Source organism: Microbacterium sp. UNCCL10 (genome assembly GCF_000746195.1).
Classification (GTDB): domain Bacteria; phylum Actinomycetota; class Actinomycetes; order Actinomycetales; family Microbacteriaceae; genus Microbacterium; species Microbacterium saccharophilum.
The window spans coordinates 164343-185744 of record NZ_JQKT01000010.1 but is presented as its reverse complement, the minus strand read 5'-3'; the positions used below and the strand labels follow the sequence as shown (position 1 = coordinate 185744).

The following is a 21402-nucleotide window of genomic DNA, read 5'->3' as shown; positions in this document are numbered from 1 at the left end:
TGTCAGGTTCACCCTTGAAACCGCCACGTCGCTCCATTGCGTGGGGATGCCTGTCCGTTGTCGCTGCAACGGGAGCGCCGCGAGGGCCACAGTAACCCCGGAAATTCAGGTCCACAAGGAAGAAATGTCAGCGCTGTCTTGGCTTGTCCGCTCGCGAAGAATATTCGCGAATATGGCGTTGGTCTGGCAGTTTACTGGGATGAATTCTCTCGAACTGGGACTGAATGTCTCTCACATGTCTATCGTCGTCATTTCGCGTGTCGGTGCTACAGTGACCACGACGGGAGGGCCGATGACGGTTCAACAGCGCGCCACGCTCTCAGACGTGGCCCGGCTGGCAGATGTCAGCTCGAAGACGGTGTCGCGGGTGTTCACCCAGCGAGAGCTCGTGGCGCCGCAGACGGTCGACCGAGTCCTCGCGGCGGCGAAGCGGCTGCGCTTTCGCCCGAACACGCTCGCCCAGGGGCTCCGGCGCGGGGGTGGGACCCGCACGGTCGGCTTCATCATGGGTGAGCTCGGCAACCCGTTCTACTACAAGGTCGCGAGCGGCATCGAGAAGGAGCTCGCGGCCCACGGCTACAGCCTCGTCGTCTCGACGACCGACGACAGTGCCGAGGGTGAGGAGCAGGTGGCCAACGCCCTGCTGTCGCAGCGCATCGGCGCCCTTCTGCTCATCCCGGTCAGCGATGACCAGTCGTACCTCGAGGGAGAACGCCAGCTCGGCACGCCGGTGATCGCGATCGATCGGCCGGCCCGCAACCTCGCTGCGGACGCCATCGTGCTCGACAACCGCACCGCCGTCATCGATGCGACCCGGCGCCTGCTGGAGCGGGGGCATCGGCGCATCGCGTATGCCTGCAACCCCAGCTCGGTCTACACGCAGATGGAACGGCTGGCCGGGTTCCGCCAGACGATGGCCGCAGCGGGTGTCGTCGACACGTCGGCGTGGGAGACGCTGCGCGACGACCCCACCCTGTCGACGACCGACATGATGCGCGAGCTCATGGCCCGTCCGGATCGCCCCACCGCCGTGATCGCGGGCAACAACCGCATGACGATCGGCGCCTTGCGGGTGCTCCGTGAGCGGGAAGACGAGAGCACCGCCCTGATCGGGTTCGACGACTTCGACACCGCCGATGTCCTGGGGGTCTCCGTCGTCAGCTACGATCCTGTCGAGCTCGGACGCCGCGCGGCGCAGCTCGCCCTCGAGCGCATCGCGGACCCGAGCGGCTTCATCCAACAGATCACGCTCCCCACGTGGATCATCGAACGAGGTACGGGCGAGCGCCCGGCATCCATGGAGGCTCCCGCATGACGATCGTCCTCACCCGGGCGCACGGCGTCGCACTCGTGCTCGGCGTCCCCGACGTCGGGCTTCCCCACGTGCTCCACTGGGGCGCCGACCTCGACGCGGTGACCGCGCACGACCTCGACGGTCTGGAAGCGGCGCTCAGTCGCCAGGTCGCGCCCGGCACGCTCGACGCCGCCTGGCAGATGCCCGTCGTCGCGAGCGAGGCGGACGGGTGGACCGGCCGACCGCAGCTCCAGGTGCGCACCGCGGCCGGCATCCATCGCTGCCGGTGGACCGTCGACACGGTGGATGCCGGTGAGGCCGACGTCGCGATCACCGCGCACGACGGCACTTCCGGACTCACTCTGCGCTGGGCGGCGACGATCGAAGCGGGGGGTGTGGTCTGGGTCGATCTCACCGTGCGCAATGACGGCGCGCCGATCGAGATCGAATGGGCGGAGGCGACTCTGCCGGTTCCGACGAGCGTCACCCACCTGACCACCTTCGACGGGCGCTGGACCCGAGAGAAGCGCCCGGTCGTCACCCCGGTACCCGCCGGGGCCGTCGCCCGTCAGTCTCGCCGCGGCCGGCCGGGTCATGATTCACCCGCCGCGGCCCTGCTCACGGTCGGTGAGCCGTCCTGGCAGGGCGGCGAGGTGTGGGCGACCCACGTGGCCTGGTCGTCCGACACGACCTACCGGACGGATCGGATCACCGACGCGGTGACGTTCCTGGGCGGAGGGGAGTACCTGCGCTCCGGCGAAGTGGTGTTGGATGCCGGCGCGTCCTACACCGCGCCACGCGTCGCGTTCACGTGGTCCGACGCAGGACTCGACGGTGTCGCGGAGCGCTTCCACACCTGGATGCGCGCGCGTCCGGGCCACCCTTCGACACCACGGCCGTTGACCCTCAACACGTGGGAGGCGGTCTACTTCGATCACGACCCCGATCACCTGCTGGCGCTCGCCGAGCAGGCCGCGGCGGTCGGGATCGAACGGTTCGTGCTCGACGACGGATGGTTCGCGGGTCGCCGGGACGACACGACCAGCCTGGGCGACTGGGTCGTGGATCGCTCGGTCTGGCCCGACGGGCTGGCGCCGCTCGCGAATCGTGTCCACGAGCTCGGGATGCAGTTCGGGCTGTGGTTCGAGCCGGAGATGATCAGCCTCGACTCCGATGCGGCCCGCGCCCACCCGGACTGGCTGCTGCACGATCCAGGACACCTCGATCACGCCGAGGGGCTCTCCTGGCGTTCGCAGTACGTGCTGGATCTGGCGCACCCCGCAGCGACCGCGCACGTCCGTGACCAGATCTCGGCCCTCGTCACCGAACTCGGCATCGACTTCATCAAGTGGGACCACAACCGCGACCTCGTGGACAGCGCCCATGAGGGTCGCCCCGGCGGCCATGCGCAGATGCACGCGGTCTACGCCCTGCTGGAGGAGCTGCACCGCCGTCACCCGGCCCTCGAGATCGAGTCCTGCTCGAGCGGGGGCGCGCGCACGGATCTCGGCATCCTCGCGGTGACCGATCGCGTCTGGGCGAGCGACTCGAACGACCCCGTCGAGCGGCAGGACATCCAGCTGTGGACGGGTCTGCTGTTGCCGCCGGAGCTCGTCGGCGCACACGTCGGCCCGGCGCACTCGCACAGCTCCGGACGCACGACGGACCTGTCCTACCGTCTCGCGACGAGCCTTCTGGGCTCCGCGGGCTTCGAGTGCGACATCTCGGTGTTCTCGGACGACGAGCGCGCCACGGTGGAGCGCTTTGCCGCGCTGTACCGCGCGCTGCGGCCCGTGCTCCACTCCGGCACGGTCAGCCACCCGTTCCTGCGCGACCCCGCCTGGCGGGTGACGATGACGACCACCGCGGAGGAGGCGGTGGTCGTGGCGGCCACCGTGCGCAGCCTCGAGGATGCACGCGCGGAGCGCCTGCGTCTGCCGGGGCTGGATCCGACGCGCCGGTACCGCGTGCGCGTGTGCACGGAGGTGGGCGAGGCGAAGCACGGCTGGATCACGCCGGAGTGGTTCGCGGCCGGCGAGATCGAACTCCCGGGATCGGTGCTCGGCCGGGTGGGTCTGCAGCTCCCGTGCCTCTGGCCGGTGCAGGCGTTCGTCCTGCACCTCACGGCACTGCCGCGCTGACGCCGCCCCGCGCGGACGCCTGTCCGCGAGACCGCATCGGTGCACCGAGACCGCAGCTACCGGCTGCTGTCTCGGTGCACCGTTGATGTCTCGCGGGGAGTGATGCCGGAAAGCCGGGATGCCGGTCGGGTCAGACGCGCGCGGCGAGGAACTCGGTCTGTGCGAGCCAGTGGAACGACTGCCCGCCCTCGTGCTCGTTGTGCGCGTACACCTCGATGGCCTTGTCGTCCCCGCCGAAGTGGTTGAACGCGGCGTACACCGTCGACGGCGGGCAGATCGGGTCGAGGAGCCCGACGGAGAACAGCGCCGCCGTCCGGGCCCGTGCGCCCAGCGTCACGCCGTCGAAGTACGACAGGGTCTCGAAGACGCGATCCTCGGCGCCGCGATGGGTCGAGAGGTAGCGCACGATCTCCTGGTAGGGGTCGCGGTCGGTGAGGCCGACGGCGCGCTCGAAATGGCACAGGAACGGCACGTCCGGCATGGCCGCGACAAGGCCCTCCGACAGCCCCGCGGCGGCGAGCGCGATGCCGCCGCCCTGACTGCCGCCGGCCACCGCCACCCGGGCGGCGTCCACGGTATCGAGCGAGCGGACGGCGTCGACGGCCAGCACGGCATCCGTGAAGACCCGGCGGTAGTAGTACTCGGCGGGGTCGTCGATCCCGCGGGTCATGAAACCGGATGCCGAGGGGCCGCTGCCGTGCGGGTCGGGGGTCGCGCCACCGGTTCCCCACGTCGATCCCTGGCCGCGGGTGTCCATGAAGAGGTGCGCGTACCCCGATGACGCCCAGCCGATCCGCTCGAACGGGAGGCCCCGCCCGCCGCCGTAGCCGTTGTATTCGACGACAGCCGGCAGGGGACCCTCGATGCCGCGCGGGACGGTCAGCCAGGCGCGGATCGGGTCGCCCGCGAACCCGGAGAACGTGACGTCGAAGACGTCGAGGGTGCGCAGCGGCGAGGGCGCCGCGCTGACGACCGGCGGCCGCGCGACGGCGCGGGAGGCGGCGAGGGTCTCCTGCCAGAACGCGTCGAAGTCCGCGGGCTCGCGGATGTCCGGGAGGTAGGTCTCGAGATCGGCGGGGGAGAGGTCGAAGCGGGGCACGGCCCCAGACTACTGAGCGGCGAGGATCAGGCGTGGATCCACACGTCGACGCCGTTCGGCGCCCAGTTGTAGATCTGCTGGGCGCGCCAGTTCGGCATCCCGACGCAGCCATGGCTCATCTTGTTGCCGAAGTTGTTGTGCCAGTACACGCCGTGGAACGCCTGGTCGCCGTTGAAGTACATGACCCACTCGACGTTCTCGACCTCGTAGTTCCAGTACGGGTTGTCGGGGTTGCTGGCGGTCATGGTCTGCGAACGGACGTGCCAGTTGACCATGTAGCGGCCCTGGTAGGTGGGGGAGACGTCGAGCCCGCTGGAGATCGGCCAGCTCTCGACGACGGCGTCGTTCTCCTTGAGGTAGAGGCGCTGCTGGCTGAGGTCGACCTCGAGCAGGCGCACGATCTCGGTCGTCGTGTGGGGCGCGACCTCGACGGGCAGCGCGTAGACGCCGTCGCCGCCGGCGAGCTGGTCCGCGAAGTCCTTCGCGACGCCGGAGGTGTCGCCGAGGGTGCGCCCGTCCTGGCCTTCGACGGCGGTCCGCAGCACGGTTCCTGCGGAGTTGACGAGCACGGTCGCGTTGGCGGGCGCCTGGTCGACCTGGCTCTTCAGCGTGTCGACGAACGTCTGGATCTTCGCGGGGTCGGCGGTGATCGAGAACGCACCGGTCTCATCGGCCTCGACCGTGAGCCAGTCGGCCGCCGTCGCAGCAGGCACGGGCACCGTGCGCTCCTCGCCGACATAGAAGCCGATCTTCTCGAGCATGGCGTTGAGGGAGGCGGCCGTGCCCTGCGCGATCTCGGTGGTCGTCGCAGCCTCGATGAGGGCGGGCTCCGCGGCGACGGTCACGGTGGACTCGCCGGAGGCGAAGGCATCCTCGAGGGCGCCGCGGATGCTCTCCACATCGATGCCCTCGCCCGGGATGGCAGGCGTCACGGCATACGCGGTGCCGTCGAACGCGATGGTCGCCCCCACCGGGTCGGTGAACATCGTGGGGGCGGCGTCGCGGAGCGCGGCGATCGCCGTGTCGGTGTCGATGGTGAGCGGCACCTCGTAGCCGTCGCCGAACCACTGCGTGACATTCCACATCGGGCGCTCGCCGAACGCCGTCGAGGCGGCGGCCTCCGCGTCGATGGCTGCGCCGAGGTCGGCGCCGGACAGGGTCGGGCCGCCGTCGCCCAGGGTGACGGTGGTCTCCGCGAGGCGGCTCTGGATGGCGTCGGTCGCGGCGCCGGGCGTCAGGAAACCCACCGGGACGCCGGCGACGGCCGTACCCGGGGCGATGAGGACGAGGGAGGCGGCAACGGCGCCGGCCACGACGAGGCCGGCGGGGATGCCGATCCAGAGGCCGAGATGGCGCTTGCGGCGCGCGGGTTCCGGGGTCGCCCACTGTGCGGCGGGAGCCGTCTCGGTCGGGGCCCAGTCCGCGGCGGGGAGAACCGTCGTCGTCTCAGCCGTCGACGGAGAGTCCTCCGCCCCGTTCTTCGTGGCTACATCCGTCACGTGACACCCCGTCATCCCGCGCGCGTTTCGCGTCCTGCCTATGGTACGCGACGGCCCCCATCCACCTCACGTCACACTTCGGACACGAATGCCGGTCATCCTCGTCGGCCCGCGCCGAATGTAACGACTTTGTAAACACGCCTCACAAATTGCTGCTCCTGGGTTGCGCGACCCTAATTCGTAAGCTCTACTAACAAACATGCAACGACGCACGAGCGAGACGATGACCGTCGCCCACCGATCCTTCGGTGGCGGGCGGACGCTGCGCCACGGCGCAAAGGTCCTCCCGGAGCACGCCCGGGCGCACAACCGCTCCCTCGTCCTGCAGACCCTCTTCCACCAGGGTGCCATGAGCCGGGCAGACCTCTCCCGGGAGACCGGACTCACCCGCGTCACCATCTCCGACCTCGTCGCCGAGCTCATCGCCGACGGCTACGTCGCCGAGCGCGGGATGCGGGAGGTCACCGGCCCCGGAAAACCCGCCATCCTCGTCGACCTCGACCGGGAAGGCCACCGGATCGTCGGCCTCGACCTCTCCGGCACGGACACGTTCCTGGGCGCAGTCCTCACGCTCGACGGGGAGATCGTCGCCCGTCACGAGGCCGCCGTGCCGGACGCGCCGGCCGACCTGATCGACGTCGTGACGGCGTTGGCCCGCGCCCTCGTCGCCGACGCGCACGCGCCCGTGCTGGGCGTCGGCGTCGGAACGCCCGGCGTCGTCGACGACCACGGCGTCGTGCTCGCCGCACCGAACTTCGGCTGGGTCGGCCTGGACCTGCAGGGCATCCTGTCCGACGCGCTCGCGCTGCCGGTGCTCGTCGCCAACGACGCCAACGCGGCGGTCCTCGCGGAGTACACGTTCGGTGGCGCCGGCGACGACCTGATGCTCGTCAAGGTCGGCCGCGGTGTGGGTTCCGCCCTCCTCTCCGGCGGACAGCCGATGCGCGGCAGCCGCTTCGCGGCAGGCGAGATCGGCCATGTCACGGTCGGCACCGACGGGGGACCGGTGTGCGTGTGCGGGAAGATCGGCTGCCTCGAGGCGTGGCTCTCCGCGCCCTCCCTGACGGCGCGGCTGCGCGACTCCGGCGCGGACCGCGTCGAGGTGCTCCGCGACGCGGGCGAGCGCCTCGGCATCGCCCTCGCACCGGTCGTCGGCGCGCTCGACCTGTCGGAGATCGTGCTCTCCGGCCCCTCTGATCTTCTCGACGGACCACTCGCGCAGGCGACCGTCGAGACGTTGCGCACCCGGACCCTCGCCGAGTTCCACGACGGCGTCCAGGTGCGGATGACGGAGCAAGGCGAGGACATCGTCCTCCGCGGCGCCGCCGTCATGGTCCTGTCCGGACAGCTCGGGGTGTCCTGACGCCAGCGCTCCCGGGCCGCACGCCCGGAGCATCCCACCGTGAACAGAAGGAAGACACCATGAACACCAAGCTCGGAGCCCTCGCGCTTCTCGGCGCTTCGGCTGTCGTGCTCGCCGGCTGCGCAGCGAGCGGCACCTCCGCTCCGGAGCAGTCGGATGCGGCCACCGGTGAACTCACCGTATGGCTCGTCGGAGCGGACACGCCGCAGACCGCACGCGACTACCTGAAGGAGACGTTCGAGGACGAGAACGAAGGCTGGACCCTGACGATCGAGCAGAAGACGTGGGATGACGTGTCCAACACGTACACCGCCGCACTCTCGTCCAACAGCGCCCCCGACGTCGTCGAGGTGGGCAACACGCAGGCCCTCGGCTTCGCCGACGCCGGCCTGTTCGCCGACCTGAGCGACATCGAGGGCGACCTGGGCGAGATGGTCGCCGGCCTCGTGGATGCCGGCACGCTCGACGGGACGCTCTACGCGGCGCCGTACTACGCGGGCGGACGCGTCGTCTTCTACACGCCCCAGATCGTCGGCGACACCCTGCCCCAGACCCTCGAGCAGTACGTCGAGCGGGGCAAGGAGCTCACGACCGCGACGGTCTCCGGCATCTACGCGCCCGGCAAGGACTGGTACAACGCGTTGCCCTACATCTGGTCGGCCGGCGGCGAGATCGCCGTGCAGGACGGCGACACGTGGGACGCGCAGCTGTCCAGCCCGGAGAGCATCGAGGGCCTCGAGATGCTGCAGGACGTCTACGAGAATGCGACCAACGCTCCCGTGGACGGCAACGAGAAGGCCGCGAACATCGCCTTCTGCGCCGGCGAGGTCGGATTCCTCTCGACCCCCGCCTGGGCCGAGGGCAACCTCAACGGCTCCTGGCCGTGGGAGGTCGAAGGCGAGGAGACCTCCGAGGGCTGCCCCGACACGTTCGCCAAGGACCTCGGCGCCATGCCGCTGCCGGGCGCGACCGCCGGTGAGCCTGCGCCGATCTTCGCCGGCGGCTCGAACATCGCCGTCGCCTTCAAGAGCGACGCGCAGGGCAAGGCCAAGGCGGCCCTGAAGATCATGCTCTCCGCCGGCTACCAGGAGCTCCTCGCCGCGCAGAGCCTCATCCCGGGCCTCGTCGAGGCGGCCTCGGCGCTCCCGGACACCGCGTCCGCGCAGGCGCAGGCAGCCGCGCTCGTCAACTCGAAGGGGACGCCCGCGAGCCCGCAGTGGGGTGAGGTCGAGGCCGCGCAGCTGATCCCGGACGCGCTCGTGAAGATCGCGCAGGGCGGCGACGTCACCGAGATCGCCACCGAGCTGGACACCGCGATCGAGGCGATCCTCAACAAGTGACGGCCCGCGGGGGTTCCGCCCGGCTCCGGGCCGGGACCCCCGCGACGTCGAAGGAGACGAGCATGACCGCGATCACGACGCGAGGTGCGACGGCCCGCCGCACCCCGCCGTCGCCGACGCCGCGGGAGCGGGCCAAACGCCGCCGCGACGCACGCAGCGCCTGGACACTGCTGGCCCCGGCCCTCGTCATCCTCGGGGTGATGGTCGGCTACCCCGCCGTCCTGATGGTGATCCAGTCCTTCACCGACTACACGGTCAAGAACAAGGTCCAGGGCACGGCGCCGAACTTCGTCGGCCTCGACAACTACGTCGGCCTGTTCACGCAGTCCGACTTCCCCGCGGTCCTGGTCCGCAGCCTCGCGCTCATGGTGGTCCTGACGGCGCTCATCGTCGTGATCGGCGTGCTCGTCGCGCTGCTGATGACCCGTCTCACCCGGCCCTGGCGCGTCCTCGTGTCGGTGGGCCTGCTGCTCGCGTGGGCGATGCCGCCGCTGACGGCGACCGTCGTCTGGGGCTGGATCTTCGACACCGAGTACGGCGTCGTGAACTGGCTCCTCAACACGGTCACCGCCTCGGGGGAGTGGTCGAACCACTCCTGGCTCCTCGACCCGCTCTCCTTCGCCCTCGTCCTCACGATCATCGTCGTGTGGCAGGGCATCCCGTTCGTCGCGTTCACGACCTTCGCGGGACTCGGTCAGGTCCCCGCTGAAGTTCTCGAGGCGAGCTCCCTGGACGGCGCGACCGGCTGGAGCCGCTTCCGGCTCGTCGTCTTCCCGTACCTGCGCAGCATCCTGACCGTCGTGCTGGTGCTGCAGATCATCTGGAACCTGCGGATCTTCACGCAGGTGTATGCCCTGCAGAGCCGCGGTGGGATCGCCGCCGACACCAACGTGCTCGGCACCTACCTGTTCCGGCAGGGCGTCGGCGAGTTCGGCGAGACCGCCGCCATCGGCGTGTTCATGGTCATCCTGCTGCTCATCCTCTCCTGGGGGTATGTCCGCACGACGCTGAGGGAGGAGGAGCTGTGAGCACGCAGGTCACGCCCGTCACCCAGCTCGGCACCGTCGGGGTGGACGAGGTCGCCGCCGCCCCGGCCGTGCCGGCCGCGGGCGGCCCGCGCCGGTCCTCCGGCCGGAAGGTCGCCTCGCGCTGGCTGCTGAACGCGGCGGCCCTCCTCGTGTTCGTCTGCTCCGTCTTCCCCGTCTACTGGATGGTCAACCTCGCGTTCACACCCAACGCGAAGATCATCAGCCGCTCGCCGAGCTTCTTCCCCGCCGATTTCACCGTCGCGAACTTCCTCACCGCGTGGAACCGCGAGGCCGCCCCCGGGCAGACGGACTTCCCGCACGCGCTCGGCACGACCCTCACGGTGACCGCCGGCGTCCTCGTGGTGACCCTGCTGTTCGCGTTCCTGGCATCCGTCGCCGTCGCCCGCTTCCACTTCCGGGGGCGGCGGGGGTTCATCGTGTCGGTCCTCATCGTCCAGATGATCCCCGGCGAGGCGATGATGTTCACGATCTACGGGATGATCGACGACTGGCAGCTGATGAACACCGTGCTGGGACTCGGGATCGTCTACACGGCATCCGTCATCCCGTTCACGATCTGGACGCTCCGGGGCTTCGTCGCCGGCGTCCCCGCCGACCTCGAGGAGGCGGCGATGATCGATGGCTGCACGAAGGCGCAGGCGTTCTGGAAGGTCACCTTCCCGCTGCTGGCCCCCGGCCTCGTCTCCACCGGCATCTTCGCCTTCATCCAGGCGTGGAACGAGTTCACGATGGCGCTGCTGCTCATGAGCGGGTACAACCTGACGCTCATGCCGTGGCTCAACGCCTTCCAGGCCTCGTCCGTCGGCGGAGGGGTGAACTGGGGCGCCGTCATGGCCGGCTCGACGATGATCGCCCTTCCCGTCATGATCTTCTTCCTCATCGTCCAGGGGCGGATGACGGGCGGCCTCGTCTCGGGAGCAGTGAAGGGCTGATGCGCGTCGGACTGGACGTCGGCGGATCCAAGACCGACGCGGTGGCCGTCGCGCCGGACGGCGCCATCCTCGCGCGCGTGCGCCGCGCGACCGGGTGGGGTCCGGATGCCGTGACGCAGACGATCGTGGATGCCGTCGCCGAGCTCGCCGCCGCGGCCGGCGCCGCACCGGGGGACGCCGTGTCGATCGGCATCGGGACACCGGGCCAGGTGGTCGACGGGGCGACGGTGACCCACGCCGTGAACCTCGGGGTCGAGCGGCTCGATCTCGCCGCCGCGATCACGTCGGTCTTCGGCGTGCCGGTGCGTGTCGAGAACGACGTCAAGGCCGCCGCGCGCGGCGCGTACGCGCTGCACGGCGGCGACGGGACGGTCGCGTACCTCAATCTGGGCACCGGCGTCGCCGCCGGCTTCGTCCGTGACGGACGGCTGTGGCGCGGGGCACGCGGCACGGCGGGAGAGGTCGGGCACATCTCGATCGACCCCGCCGGACCGCTCTGCCGGTGCGGTCAGCGCGGCTGCATCGAGGTGTTCGCCGGCGGCGGGGCGATCGCCGAGCGCTGGGGCCGGGGCGGTGCGCTGCCGGTGCGGGACGTGTTCGACGCCGCCGACGCCGGCGACGCGGAGGCCACCGGGCTGCGCGCCGGCCTCGCGTTCGGCGTGGCCGCCGCGGTGCGCCTCCTGGTCCTCACCGTCGACGTCGACGCCGTCGTGCTGGGGGGAGGCGTGTCGGCGCTCGGCGACCGTATGCTGAGCCTCGTGGTCGCAGAGTTGGAGGCGGGAGCCGTGGCATCCGCTTTCGTCCGCTCGCTGGCGCTCGCCGAGCGCGTGGAGCTGCTGCCGGCCGGGTCGCCCGCCGCGGCCCTCGGAGCGGCGCTGATCGGCTCCGATGCCGTACCCGTCGAACAGGAGGCCGTCGCGCATGGCTGAAGTGGTCATCGTCCCCACCGCCGCGGATGCCGGCGCGCTCGTCGCCGACGAGATCGCGGCGCTCATCGCCCGGCGCCCCGACGCCGTGCTCGGTCTCGCGACCGGGTCGACGCCCGAGCCCGTGTACGCGGCGCTGCGGTCGCGCCTGTCCGGAGTCGACGTGTCTCAGGTGCGCGGCTTCGCCCTGGACGAGTACGTCGGCATCGATCCGCAGCATCCGGAGAGCTACCGCACCGTCATCACGCGGCAGGTCGTCGAGCCGCTCGGTCTCGACCCGGCGCGCATCCAGACCCCCAACGGGGCGCTGGAGACCATCGAGCACGCCGGCGAGGACTACGAGCGCGCGATCGCCGCGGCCGGCGGCATCGACCTGCAGATCCTCGGCATCGGCACGTCGGGGCACATCGGGTTCAACGAGCCCGGGTCGTCGTTCGCCTCGCGCACCCGCGTGAAGACGCTCATCCAGCAGACCCGGGAGGACAACGCGCGGTTCTTCGACTCCGTGGACGACGTGCCGATGCACTGCATCACGCAGGGCCTCGGGACGATCCTGGATGCCCGGCACCTCTTCCTCCTCGCCTTCGGCGCCGGCAAGGCGCACGCGATCGCCGGGGCCGTGGAGGGCCCCGTGACCTCGTCGCTGCCGGGCTCCGCGATCCAGCTGCACGAGCACGTCACGGTCGTCGTCGACGAGGAAGCGGCATCCGAGCTCACCCACGCCGACTACTACCGCTACGCCTTCGCGAACAAGCCGGCCTGGCAAGGGCTGTAGGCCGCCGGGGGCCTGGGCTCGCGCCTCGCCGGCGCGGGGATTCATCCGCGCCGAAGTGCGGGTGGAGGCGCGGTGCACCCACGTTTCGGCGCGGGCGAACCAGGTGGCAGGGGTTCATCCGCGCCGAACTGCGGGTCGAGGCGGGGTGCACCCACCATTCGGCGCGGGCGAACGAGGTGCCCTCAGGGCATCCGCGCCGAACTGCGGGTGCCGGGGCGGCGCACCCACCATTCGGCGCGAGCGAGCAAGGTGCCCTCGGGGCGAGCCATGTGGCCGGGATTCATCCGCGCCGAAGTGCGGGTCGAGGCGGGGTGCACCCACCTTTTGGCGCGGATGAACAATGTGCCCCTGCGGGGAACGAGGTGGCCCCGGTTCATCCGCGCCGAACTGCGGGTGACGCGGCGGCACACCCACCATTCGGCGCGGGCGAACGAGGTGGCCCCGGTTCATCCGCGCCGAACTGCGGGTCGAGCGGCGACGCACCCACGTGTCGGCGCGGGGGAACGAGGCCGGCGCGGGCGAGCGAGGTCGGCGCGGGTGAGCGAAGCGGGGGGCCCACGCCGAGTCAGGAGTCGAAGACCTTGCCGGGGTTGAGGATGCCGGTCGGGTCGAAGACGCGGGTGATCTGCCGCTGCAGCTCCCACTGGTCCGCACCGAGCTCGTCGGCGAGCCAGCGGCGCTTGAGCACGCCGATGCCGTGCTCGCCGGTGAGCGTGCCGCCGAGGCGGAGCGCCGCGCGGAACAGGTCGTCCGCGGCCGCCCAGATCTCCGGCGGCACCTCGGTGCCCTGGAAGATGAAGTTCGGGTGCAGGTTGCCGTCGCCCGCGTGGCAGACCGTCGGGATCCGCAGACCGTGCTCCCGCTCGACCCGCGCGATCTCGTCGAACATCTCCGGCAGGCGGCTGCGGGGCACCGCGACATCCTCGATGAGCGCCGTGCCGAGGCTCTCCATGGCGGGATGCATCGAGCGGCGCACGGTGAGGAGGTGCTCGGCCTCCCCGTCGTCTGCGGCCAGCCGGACGACGGCGCCCAGTGCGCCGAGCGTTGACGCGATCGACTCCGCCTCGTCGATCGCCGCCGGGCCGTCGGTCTGGATCGTCAGCTGCGCGGCGCCCGGTGCGGGGGCCGGCAGGCCCAGCAGCGCGTGAGCGGCGCCGAGCGACGCGGCATCCATCAGTTCCATGATCGCCGGCTGCACACCGGATGCCGTCACGGCGGCGGCGCCCACCGCGGCGGCGCGCACGTCGGGGAACGTCGCCGTGATGGTGCGGCGGTGCCCGGGGACGAGGCGGCGCAGCTTGAGCGTCGCGCCGACGATCACTCCGAGCGTGCCCTCAGAGCCGATCACGAGCGACGTGAGATCGAGCCCCGTCACGCCCTTCACCGACCGGTGCCCGAGGGTCAGCAGCCGCCCGTCGGCGAGCACCAGATCGACGCCGAGCACCGCGTCGCGGACGACGCCGTACTTCGCGCAGAGGAGGCCCCCGGCGCCCGTGGCGATGTTGCCGCCCACCGTCGAGATCGCCCGGCTCGCCGGGTCCGGCGCCCACCAGAGGCCGTCGGCGGCGAGGGCGTCGTTGAGATCGGCATTGAGGATGCCGGGTTCGACGACGGCGAGGAGGTCATCGGGCCGCACCTCGAGGATGCGGTCCATCCGGCGCACCGACAGCGCGATCTCACCGGGGCCCGCGTTCGCGGCGCCCGCGAGTCCCGTGCCGGCGCCGCGCGTGACGACGGGCGTGCCGGTGCGATGCGCGATCCGGAGGGTCGCCTGCACATCGGCGACGGATGCCGCGTGCACGACGGCGAGCGGCGGCCCCGCGGAGGCGTGCCCGGACTTGTCGCTGCGGGCGTCCTCGAGGGCTGCGCGGGAGAGGTCGACGCGGTCGCCGAGTTCGGCGCGCAGCAGGGCGACGACCTCGGCGGCGGTCATGCGAGCCGGCGACGTCCTGCGACGAGTCCGGCGGCGACGGCGACGACACCGAACGCGAGGCCGATGAGCGCCTGGCCGGCGCTCCACCACACGATGGTCGCGGCGGCGTAGATCAGCAGCTCGACGAGCGCTCGGATGAACGGGTGCACCGTGAGGACGGCGCGCGGTGAGACGAACAGGGCCCAGAGCAGGATGGCGATGACCGGCGCGCCGACGCCCACCAGGATGTTCCACGGGGCGTCCCAGGCCGTGAAGCCCCAGACCGCGAGCGTCCCCACGGCGAACAGGGCGCACAGGTAGGAGACGATGTCGACGACGGAGAGCGCCGGGCGGGTGCCCGCGGCGAGCGGTTCGGCCGGCTTTTCGGGGCGCACAGGGGGCAGTTCGGCCATGCCGTCAGTCTATCCGCCGCCTGCAGCGGCCCCGGTTCACGCGGTCGCGCGGACGCCGCTCACCCAGACCCCGGTGACGGACAGCGCGTCATCGAGCAGCACGGCATCCGCTTCCATGCCGACACGCAGCGACCCGAACCGGCGGCCCAGCCCGAGCGCGCGAGCCGGCACGGTCGAGACGGCGGCGACGGCATCGGGAAGCGAGACGCCGCAGCGGACGGCGAGGCGGAGCGCGGCATCCTGCGTCAGCGTCGACCCGGCGATCGCGCCGTTGGAGTCCAGCCGGGCGACGCCGTCGGTGACGGTGACGGCGAGTCCGCCGAGCTCGTACCGCCCGTCGACGGTCCCGGCCGCCGCCATCGCGTCGGTCACGAGAGCGATGCGGCCGGGCGCGCCGGCGAACGCGAGCGTGATGACGTCGGGATGCACGTGGATGCCGTCGGCGATGAGCTCGAGGGTCACCCGGTCATCGCGCATGGCGGCCACGACGGGTCCCGGTGCGCGGTGATGGATCCCGCGCATCGTGTTGAACGCGTGCGTCAGCAGCGTCGCCCCGGCATCGAAGGCGGCTGCGGCCTGCTCAGCGGTCGCGTCGGTGTGCCCGACGGCGACGGCGATCCCGGCATCGACGAGGCGCGCGACGGCGGCGAGGCCGCCGGGCAGCTCGGGGGCGAGCGTGATCTGGCGGATCGTCCCGCGCCCGGCATCGATGAGCCGGTCGACGGAGGCGGGATCGGGGTCGCGGAGCAGCTCGACCGTGTGGGCGCCCTTGTGCAGGACGCTCAGGAACGGTCCCTCCAGGTGCGAACCGAGGATCGTGGCATCCTGCTCGGCGAGGTCGGCGACCATCGCGGCGCGCGCGGCGAGGTCGTCGACCGACGCGGTCACGAGGGAGATGACGGCGCGGGTCGTGCCGTGCGCGCGATGCACCGCCCGGCCCGTCGCGATCGCGTCGGGCCCGTCGTCGAACGTGGCTCCGCCGGCGCCGTGCCCGTGCAGGTCGATGAACCCGGGGGCGAGGTAGGCGCCCGCGGCATCCACCACGTCACCCGCGGGAAGGTCCCGCCACGTGTCTCCGGCGCCTGCCTGCGTCACGACGCCGTCGCTGAACGCCACCCACGCGTCGTCGGTCACCGCCCCGTCGTCGATGAGCCGGGCGCTGTGCAGGATGGTCGTCATTCGCGGGTCCAATCGACCTCGGGGAGCGGGGTGAAACCGATGCCCTGGCGGGTCCAGAGCGGGGCGAGCTGCGCGACGCGCTCGCGGAAGGATTCCCACGTGCGGCGCTCGTCGGCGCCGGGGGCGGGCGACCACGCGGCTTCGGCCGCCGCCGCGATGCGGGGGAAGGCGAGCGCGTCGAGGTCGGCGAGGTCGCGGACGGTCTCGGTCCACAGCGGCGCTTCGACGCCGAGGATCTCGTCGTCGCCGACCCCGGCGATCACCGCCGCCGGGTCCCAGTCGTAGGCGCGGGGGAGGCTCGTGGGGCCGTTCGCCCAGGTGAGGCCGAGCGGGAAGTCCGCATCCGGCTTCATGTCCAGGTAGACCACATCGGCGGGAGAGAGGATCAGCTGCCCGCCGCCGCGGACGAACGCGCGCGCATGGTCGTCCATGCCGTCCGTGGGAACCCGGAAGCCCCAGTACTGGCCGATCGTGCCCGGCGCGAGGCCGGCGGCTGCACCCGCCTCGTGCCACGCGATCGGCGTCTTGCCGAGATCGGCGACGACGCGGGTGGCGCGCTCCATGAACAGCGCGAGGTCGGCGGGCGGCGTGCCGAGCGCTTCATCGCCGCCGACGTGCAGGTAGGGGCCGGGGGTCATCTCCGCGATGTCGGCGAGCACGTCGCTGAGCAGGGCGTACGTCGCGTCGTCGTGGATGCGCAGCGACGAAAAGCCGACGGCGATGCCCTCGTAGGGGATGCCGCTGGCCGGCAGGTCCTCGCCGCGCTGGCGGGCCTCCTCGCGGAGGTGGTCGGAGATGGTCGGCGCCGCGCACGCCTCGGGGTACGCGAGGGTCACGGCGTGGGTGTGGCCGGGGACGTCGATCTCGGGGACGACCGTCATGTGGTGTGCGGCCGCGTGCACCACGATCGCGCGGTAGTCGGCGCGGCTGAAGAACCCGCCGGGGTCGCCGCCGACCGCGGAGGCCGACGCCCGTGCGGTGAGCTCGGGGCGGGAGGGCACCTCGATGCGCCAGCCCTGGTCGTCCGTGAGGTGCAGGTGCAGGACGTTGAACTTCAATGCCGCCGCGCGCTCGATGTACGCCTTCACGGTCTCGACGCCGTGGAAGTGTCGCGCGACGTCGAGCATGACCCCGCGGTAGGCGAATCGGGGGGCGTCGTCGACGTGCACGGCGGGGAGGACCCAGCCGCTCTCGTCCTGAGCGAGGAGCTGCACGAGCGTGTGCGCCCCGTAGAAGAGTCCTGCGGCGTCGGCCGCGCGGAGCCGGACGGATGCGGCATCCACGTCCAGCACGTACGACTCGGGGGCTCCGGTTTCGGGGTCGATCGCGAGCGTGACGGGCGCGTCCGTCGCTGCGGCGGCGGCAAGGTCGAGGCCCGTGCGGCGTCGCACGGCTTCGCGCAGCGTCCGCACGGCATCCGGCGGGCCGGAGACGGCGGCATCCGGCGTCACGGCGAACGGCGGCGTCGACGCCGCGCGCAGCAGGCGCGCGGCGGGGACGAGGGAGGGTTCGGACACGGTGCCCCTATTGTGCGTGGATCGGCCCATGTTAGGAGTCCTAACAAATAGACGGGGCCAGCCTATCAGCGCGGCATCCGTTATGCTCAGACAGTCGCGACTGGCGTTGAGGTGGGCCACCACCGGGGAGCGACCGATACGGCATTCGACCGCACGCCTGGGCCGATGCGAGATTCCATCCGCCGCCGTCCCAGGAGATCGCCATGACCGATTCTGTCTTCAATGCCCCCCTTTCCGAGGTCGATCCCGAGATCGCCCAGGTGCTCGAGCGGGAGCTCGACCGCCAGCGCGGCTTCCTCGAGATGATCGCCTCGGAGAACTTCGTCCCCGTCTCCGTGCTGCAGTCGCAGGGCTCCGTGCTCACGAACAAGTACGCCGAGGGTTACCCGGGCCGCCGCTACTACGGCGGCTGCGAGGAAGTCGACGTCGCGGAGGAGCTCGCGATCCAGCGGGCGAAGGATCTCTTCGGCGCCGAGTTCGCCAACGTCCAGCCGCACTCCGGCGCATCCGCGAATGCCGCCGTGCTGCACGCCATCGCGCGTCCGGGCGACACCCTGCTCGGTCTCTCGCTCGACCAGGGCGGTCACCTCACGCACGGCATGAAGATCAACTTCTCCGGCCGCCTGTACAACATCGTCGCCTACGGCGTCGACCCGGAGACGTCGATCATCGACATGGATGAGGTCCGCCGCCTCGCCGTCGAGCACAAGCCGAAGGTCATCATCGCCGGGTGGTCGGCGTACCCCCGCCAGCTCGACTTCGCGGCGTTCCGCGCCATCGCCGACGAGGTCGGTGCCCTCCTGTGGGTCGATATGGCGCACTTCGCCGGTCTCGTCGCGGCCGGGCTGCACCCCTCGCCGGTGCCGTACGCGCACGTCGTCTCCTCCACCGTGCACAAGACCATCGGCGGCCCGCGCTCCGGGTTCATCCTCAGCAACGACCCCGAGATCGCGAAGAAGATCAACTCCGCCGTCTTCCCGGGCCAGCAGGGCGGCCCGCTCATGCACGTCATCGCCGCGAAGGCCACGGCGTTCAAGCTCGCGGCGACGCCGGAGTTCAAGGAGCGCCAGGAGCGCGTGCTCCGCGGCGCGTCGATCCTCGCCGAGCGCCTGACGCAGCAGGACGTGAAGGATGCCGGCATCGCGGTGCGCTCCGGCGGCACCGACGTGCACCTCGTCCTCGTCGACCTCCGGGACGCGGCGATCGACGGCAAGCAGGCCGAAGACCTGCTGCACGAGATCCGCATCACGGTGAACCGCAACGCCGTCCCGAACGACCCGCGCCCGCCGATGGTGACCTCGGGCCTCCGCATCGGCACGCCCGCTCTCGCGACGCGGGGGTTCGGCGACGCCGAGTTCACCGAGGTCGCCGACATCATCGCCCTCGCGCTGCAGCCCGGCGCCGACGTCGAGGCGCTGCGCGCCCGCGTCGCCGTGCTCACTGAGGCGTTCCCGCTCTACCCGGGCCTGCAGCAGTGACGGCGCTCCGGCTCGACGGCAAGGCCGCCGCGGCGGAGATCAAGGCCGAGCTGGCGGAGCGGGTCGCGGCGCTGAAGGCACGCGGCATCACGCCCGGCATCGCGACGGTGCTGGTCGGGGCCGACCCGGCATCCCAGCTGTACGTCGGGATGAAGCACCGCCAGTCCGAGGCCATCGGGATGAACTCGATCCAGCGCGAGCTGCCCGCCGGCGCGACGCAGGCCGAGGTCGAGGCACTGATCGACGAGCTCAACGCCGACCCGGCCTGCCACGGGTACATCGTGCAGCTGCCGCTGCCGAAGCACCTCGACACCGACGCGATCCTCGAGCGCATCGACCCCGCGAAGGATGCCGACGGCCTGCACCCGACGAACCTCGGCCGGCTCGTGCTCAACGTCAACGCCCCGATCACGACCCCGCTGCCGTGCACGCCGCGCGGCGTCATCGAGCTGCTGCTGCGCAACGACTACGACCTCCAGGGCAAGCACGTCGTGGTCGTCGGACGCGGCGTCACGATCGGCCGCTCCATCGGGCTGCTGCTGACGCGCCGCGAGATCAACGCGACCGTGACCCTCACCCACACCGGGACCGTCGACCTGGCAGAGCACCTGCGCCGGGCCGACGTCATCGTCGCGGCGGCGGGCGTCAAGCACATCGTCCGCGCCGAGCACGTGAAGCCCGGCGCCGCCGTGCTGGACGTGGGCGTGACGCGCGAGACCGACCCGGAGACCGGCAAGAGCACGGTCTTCGGCGACGTGCACCCGGATGTGGTCGAGGTCGCCGGCTACGTGTCACCGAACCCCGGCGGCGTCGGCCCGATGACCGTCGCGCTCCTGATGACGAACGTGATCGAGGCGGCCGAGCGCCAGCTCGCCTGACCTCGCCTGACCCCGCCCTGGCTCAGGCAGTGAAGCGCGCCAGGAAGGCGCGGGTGCGGGCCTCGCGCGCGGCGCCGAAGAGCTGCGACGGCGGACCCTGCTCGATGATCGTGCCGGCGTCGAGGAACACGACGCGGTGCGCGACGTCACGGGCGAACGCCATCTCGTGCGTGGCCATGAGGATCGTCGCGCCGTCCTGGGCGAGCTGCCGGACGAGCTCGAGCACCTCGCCGACGAGCTCGGGGTCGAGGGCCGAGGTGATCTCGTCGAGGAGCAGCACCTCGGGGTCCGTCGCGATGGCGCGGACGATCGCGGCGCGCTGCTGCTGCCCACCGGAGAGCCGGTCGGGGTGGTCCTTCGCCTTGTCCGCCAGGCCGATGCGCTCCAGCAGCGCCATGGCGCGTTCCTCGGCCGCGTGCCGCGGCATCCGGTGCACGATGCGGGAGGACAGCGTCACGTTGTCGAGCACGGACAGGTGCGGGAACAGGTTGTAGCTCTGGAAGACGGCCCCGAACCGGGCGCGCACACGGTTCGCGTCGATGCGCGGGTCGGAGATGTCCTCCTCGCCGAGGAAGATCTGCCCGTCGTCGATGGGCTCCAGGAGGTTCAGGCAGCGCAGCAGCGTGGACTTTCCCGACCCGCTCGCGCCGATGAGGGCGACGACCTCGTGCCGGTCGAGCGTGAGATCGATGCCCCGGAGCACCTCCTTGTCCCCGAACGCCTTCCACACGCCGTCCGCGCGGAGCACCGTGCTCATACGATCGACCCCATCTGCTCGCGTTCCCGCAGCCGCGCGGTGTACCAGTCGGCGAGGCGGATCGTGGGGATCGCCAGCAGCACGAACAGCACGGCCGCGACGACATACGGCGTGAAGTTGTAGGTCAGCGACGTCTCGATCTGCGCGGCGCGTACGGCATCCACCGCGCCGAGGATCGAGATGAGGCCCACGTCCTTCTGCATCGACACGAAGTCGTTCATGAGCGGCGGGGTCATCTTCCGCAGGGCCTGCGGCAGCACGACGCGGCGCAGCGTCTGCGCGTAGCCGAGGCCGAGCGCGCGGGCGGCGAGGCGCTGCGACGGGTGCACGGCCTCGATGCCGGCGCGGATCACCTCGCTGACGTACGCCGAATACGTCAGGGTGATCGCGACCGTCCCGAGCAGCACGACGGAGATGCGCTGGTCCAGCAGGGCCGGCACGCCGAGCCCGATGAGGTACAGCACGATGATGAGGGGGATGCCGCGGAAGATGTCGGTGTACCCGGCGGCGAGGGCGCGGAGCGGGAAGAACACCGGGCCGCGGAGCGTCCGCAGCAGCGCGATCAGCAGGGCGACGACCGATACGGTCACGACCGACAGAGCGAGCACCTGCAGGTTCAGCAGGAACCCATCCCAGACGCGCGGCAGTGACGCGGCGAATGTGGCCGGGTCGAAGAAGCGCTGCTGCACCTGAGCCCAGCCGGGCGTGCCCAGGACCGTGACCCAGACGATCCCGGCGAACGCGAGCGTCGACGCGATCGCGACCAGCACCGACTGCCGCGAGCGGCGGGCGCGGTACGCGCGACGCTCGAGCTCGAGTTCGCTCGGCCGGAAGGACGGGTCGGTCACGA

The 21402-nt window shown here is 71.4% G+C and carries 18 protein-coding genes and 1 riboswitch; of the genes, 10 read left to right on the top strand and 8 right to left on the bottom strand.

What is annotated here, in order from left to right; all coding sequences use genetic code 11:
• The first annotated feature begins 325 nt into the window (after window positions 1–325).
• Together BR85_RS12730 and BR85_RS12725 are read left to right on the top strand one after the other, a co-directional pair.
• Complete coding sequence (locus BR85_RS12730) at window positions 326–1315, top strand: LacI family DNA-binding transcriptional regulator (protein ID WP_231478711.1); 990 nt, start codon at window positions 326–328, stop codon at window positions 1313–1315.
• Window positions 1312–3435 (top strand): alpha-galactosidase, encoded by a 2124-nt coding sequence (locus BR85_RS12725; RefSeq protein ID WP_028496879.1) that lies wholly within the window; start codon window positions 1312–1314, stop codon window positions 3433–3435. Before BR85_RS12730 ends, BR85_RS12725 begins: the two co-directional genes overlap by 4 nt.
• 130 nt (window positions 3436–3565) lie before the next feature.
• Here the strand turns inward: BR85_RS12725 and BR85_RS12720 are convergent, their stop codons facing one another.
• On the bottom strand, window positions 3566–4534 hold the full coding sequence (locus BR85_RS12720) for an acetylxylan esterase (RefSeq protein WP_028496878.1): 969 nt from the start codon (window positions 4532–4534) through the stop codon (window positions 3566–3568).
• 26 nt (window positions 4535–4560) lie between these two features.
• Window positions 4561–6033, bottom strand: a complete 1473-nt coding sequence (locus BR85_RS12715; RefSeq protein ID WP_028496877.1) for a L,D-transpeptidase family protein — start codon at window positions 6031–6033, stop codon at window positions 4561–4563.
• Window positions 6034–6256: 223 nt separating this feature from the next.
• Here BR85_RS12715 and BR85_RS12710 point away from each other — a divergent pair, with 223 nt between their 5' ends.
• The 6 genes from BR85_RS12710 (at window position 6257) to BR85_RS12685 (ending at window position 12418) form a co-directional block, all read left to right on the top strand.
• Window positions 6257–7396, top strand: a complete 1140-nt coding sequence (locus BR85_RS12710; protein ID WP_036273001.1) for an ROK family transcriptional regulator — start codon at window positions 6257–6259, stop codon at window positions 7394–7396.
• A gap of 59 nt (window positions 7397–7455) precedes the next feature.
• Window positions 7456–8736: an extracellular solute-binding protein gene (locus BR85_RS12705; RefSeq protein WP_028496875.1), complete on the top strand. Its 1281-nt coding sequence runs from the start codon at window positions 7456–7458 to the stop codon at window positions 8734–8736.
• 62 nt (window positions 8737–8798) lie between these two features.
• On the top strand, window positions 8799–9764 hold the full coding sequence (locus BR85_RS12700; RefSeq protein ID WP_028496874.1) for a carbohydrate ABC transporter permease: 966 nt from the start codon (window positions 8799–8801) through the stop codon (window positions 9762–9764).
• A 68-nt stretch (window positions 9765–9832) separates the two neighbouring features.
• Window positions 9833–10717 (top strand): carbohydrate ABC transporter permease, encoded by an 885-nt coding sequence (locus BR85_RS12695; RefSeq protein WP_424960595.1) that lies wholly within the window; start codon window positions 9833–9835, stop codon window positions 10715–10717.
• Window positions 10717–11646 carry an ROK family protein gene (locus tag BR85_RS12690; protein WP_028496872.1) on the top strand — a complete coding sequence of 310 codons (930 nt, stop codon included), beginning with the start codon at window positions 10717–10719 and terminating at the stop codon, window positions 11644–11646. The genes BR85_RS12695 and BR85_RS12690 overlap by 1 nt, the downstream gene beginning before the upstream one ends.
• On the top strand, window positions 11639–12418 hold the full coding sequence (locus tag BR85_RS12685) for a glucosamine-6-phosphate deaminase (protein WP_028496871.1): 780 nt from the start codon (window positions 11639–11641) through the stop codon (window positions 12416–12418). The genes BR85_RS12690 and BR85_RS12685 overlap by 8 nt, the downstream gene beginning before the upstream one ends.
• A gap of 565 nt (window positions 12419–12983) precedes the next feature.
• Here BR85_RS12685 and BR85_RS12680 read toward each other — a convergent pair.
• Genes BR85_RS12680 through BR85_RS12665 form a run of 4 tightly spaced genes read right to left on the bottom strand, consistent with a single transcriptional unit; the run spans window position 12984 to window position 17439 of the window.
• On the bottom strand, window positions 12984–14351 hold the full coding sequence (locus BR85_RS12680; RefSeq protein WP_028496870.1) for an FAD-binding oxidoreductase: 1368 nt from the start codon (window positions 14349–14351) through the stop codon (window positions 12984–12986).
• Window positions 14348–14743, bottom strand: coding sequence for a YrdB family protein (locus BR85_RS12675; RefSeq protein WP_028496869.1), 396 nt, complete (start codon window positions 14741–14743; stop codon window positions 14348–14350). The genes BR85_RS12680 and BR85_RS12675 overlap by 4 nt, the downstream gene beginning before the upstream one ends.
• Before the next feature lie 36 nt (window positions 14744–14779).
• Window positions 14780–15922, bottom strand: coding sequence for an N-acetylglucosamine-6-phosphate deacetylase (gene nagA / locus BR85_RS12670; RefSeq protein ID WP_028496868.1), 1143 nt, complete (start codon window positions 15920–15922; stop codon window positions 14780–14782).
• The gene (locus BR85_RS12665; RefSeq protein ID WP_028496867.1) at window positions 15919–17439 is read right to left on the bottom strand and encodes a family 20 glycosylhydrolase; all 1521 of its coding nucleotides are present in this window, start codon (window positions 17437–17439) and stop codon (window positions 15919–15921) included. The genes nagA and BR85_RS12665 overlap by 4 nt, the downstream gene beginning before the upstream one ends.
• A gap of 86 nt (window positions 17440–17525) precedes the next feature.
• Window positions 17526–17609, top strand: a riboswitch (ZMP/ZTP riboswitch).
• Between the two features lie 33 nt (window positions 17610–17642).
• Here BR85_RS12665 and glyA point away from each other — a divergent pair.
• Together glyA and BR85_RS12655 are read left to right on the top strand one after the other, a co-directional pair.
• Entirely contained in the window at window positions 17643–18917 is a 1275-nt protein-coding gene (gene glyA, locus BR85_RS12660; protein ID WP_028496866.1) for a serine hydroxymethyltransferase, read from the top strand.
• Window positions 18914–19795 (top strand): bifunctional methylenetetrahydrofolate dehydrogenase/methenyltetrahydrofolate cyclohydrolase, encoded by an 882-nt coding sequence (locus BR85_RS12655; RefSeq protein ID WP_028496865.1) that lies wholly within the window; start codon window positions 18914–18916, stop codon window positions 19793–19795. Before glyA ends, BR85_RS12655 begins: the two co-directional genes overlap by 4 nt.
• A 22-nt stretch (window positions 19796–19817) precedes the next feature.
• Here the strand turns inward: BR85_RS12655 and BR85_RS12650 are convergent, their stop codons facing one another.
• The gene (locus BR85_RS12650; RefSeq protein ID WP_028496864.1) at window positions 19818–20552 is read right to left on the bottom strand and encodes an amino acid ABC transporter ATP-binding protein; all 735 of its coding nucleotides are present in this window, start codon (window positions 20550–20552) and stop codon (window positions 19818–19820) included.
• Window positions 20549–21400 carry an amino acid ABC transporter permease gene (locus BR85_RS12645; RefSeq protein WP_028496863.1) on the bottom strand — a complete coding sequence of 284 codons (852 nt, stop codon included), beginning with the start codon at window positions 21398–21400 and terminating at the stop codon, window positions 20549–20551. The genes BR85_RS12650 and BR85_RS12645 overlap by 4 nt, the downstream gene beginning before the upstream one ends.
• Window positions 21401–21402: the final 2 nt, after the last annotated feature.

What these genes read in the sequence shown, in the direction of transcription:
- BR85_RS12725 (WP_028496879.1), top strand. Translation starts at nt 1,312, where the DNA reads ATGACGATCGTCCTCACCCGGGCGCACGGCGTCGCACTCGTGCTCGGC.
- BR85_RS12710 (WP_036273001.1), top strand. Translation starts at nt 6,257, where the DNA reads ATGACCGTCGCCCACCGATCCTTCGGTGGCGGGCGGACGCTGCGCCAC.
- BR85_RS12705 (WP_028496875.1), top strand. Translation starts at nt 7,456, where the DNA reads ATGAACACCAAGCTCGGAGCCCTCGCGCTTCTCGGCGCTTCGGCTGTC.
- BR85_RS12700 (WP_028496874.1), top strand. Translation starts at nt 8,799, where the DNA reads ATGACCGCGATCACGACGCGAGGTGCGACGGCCCGCCGCACCCCGCCG.
- BR85_RS12690 (WP_028496872.1), top strand. Translation starts at nt 10,717, where the DNA reads ATGCGCGTCGGACTGGACGTCGGCGGATCCAAGACCGACGCGGTGGCC.
- BR85_RS12685 (WP_028496871.1), top strand. Translation starts at nt 11,639, where the DNA reads ATGGCTGAAGTGGTCATCGTCCCCACCGCCGCGGATGCCGGCGCGCTC.
- BR85_RS12680 (WP_028496870.1), bottom strand. Translation starts at nt 14,351, where the DNA reads ATGACCGCCGCCGAGGTCGTCGCCCTGCTGCGCGCCGAACTCGGCGAC.
- BR85_RS12675 (WP_028496869.1), bottom strand. Translation starts at nt 14,743, where the DNA reads ATGGCCGAACTGCCCCCTGTGCGCCCCGAAAAGCCGGCCGAACCGCTC.
- nagA (WP_028496868.1), bottom strand. Translation starts at nt 15,922, where the DNA reads ATGACGACCATCCTGCACAGCGCCCGGCTCATCGACGACGGGGCGGTG.
- glyA (WP_028496866.1), top strand. Translation starts at nt 17,643, where the DNA reads ATGACCGATTCTGTCTTCAATGCCCCCCTTTCCGAGGTCGATCCCGAG.
- BR85_RS12650 (WP_028496864.1), bottom strand. Translation starts at nt 20,552, where the DNA reads ATGAGCACGGTGCTCCGCGCGGACGGCGTGTGGAAGGCGTTCGGGGAC.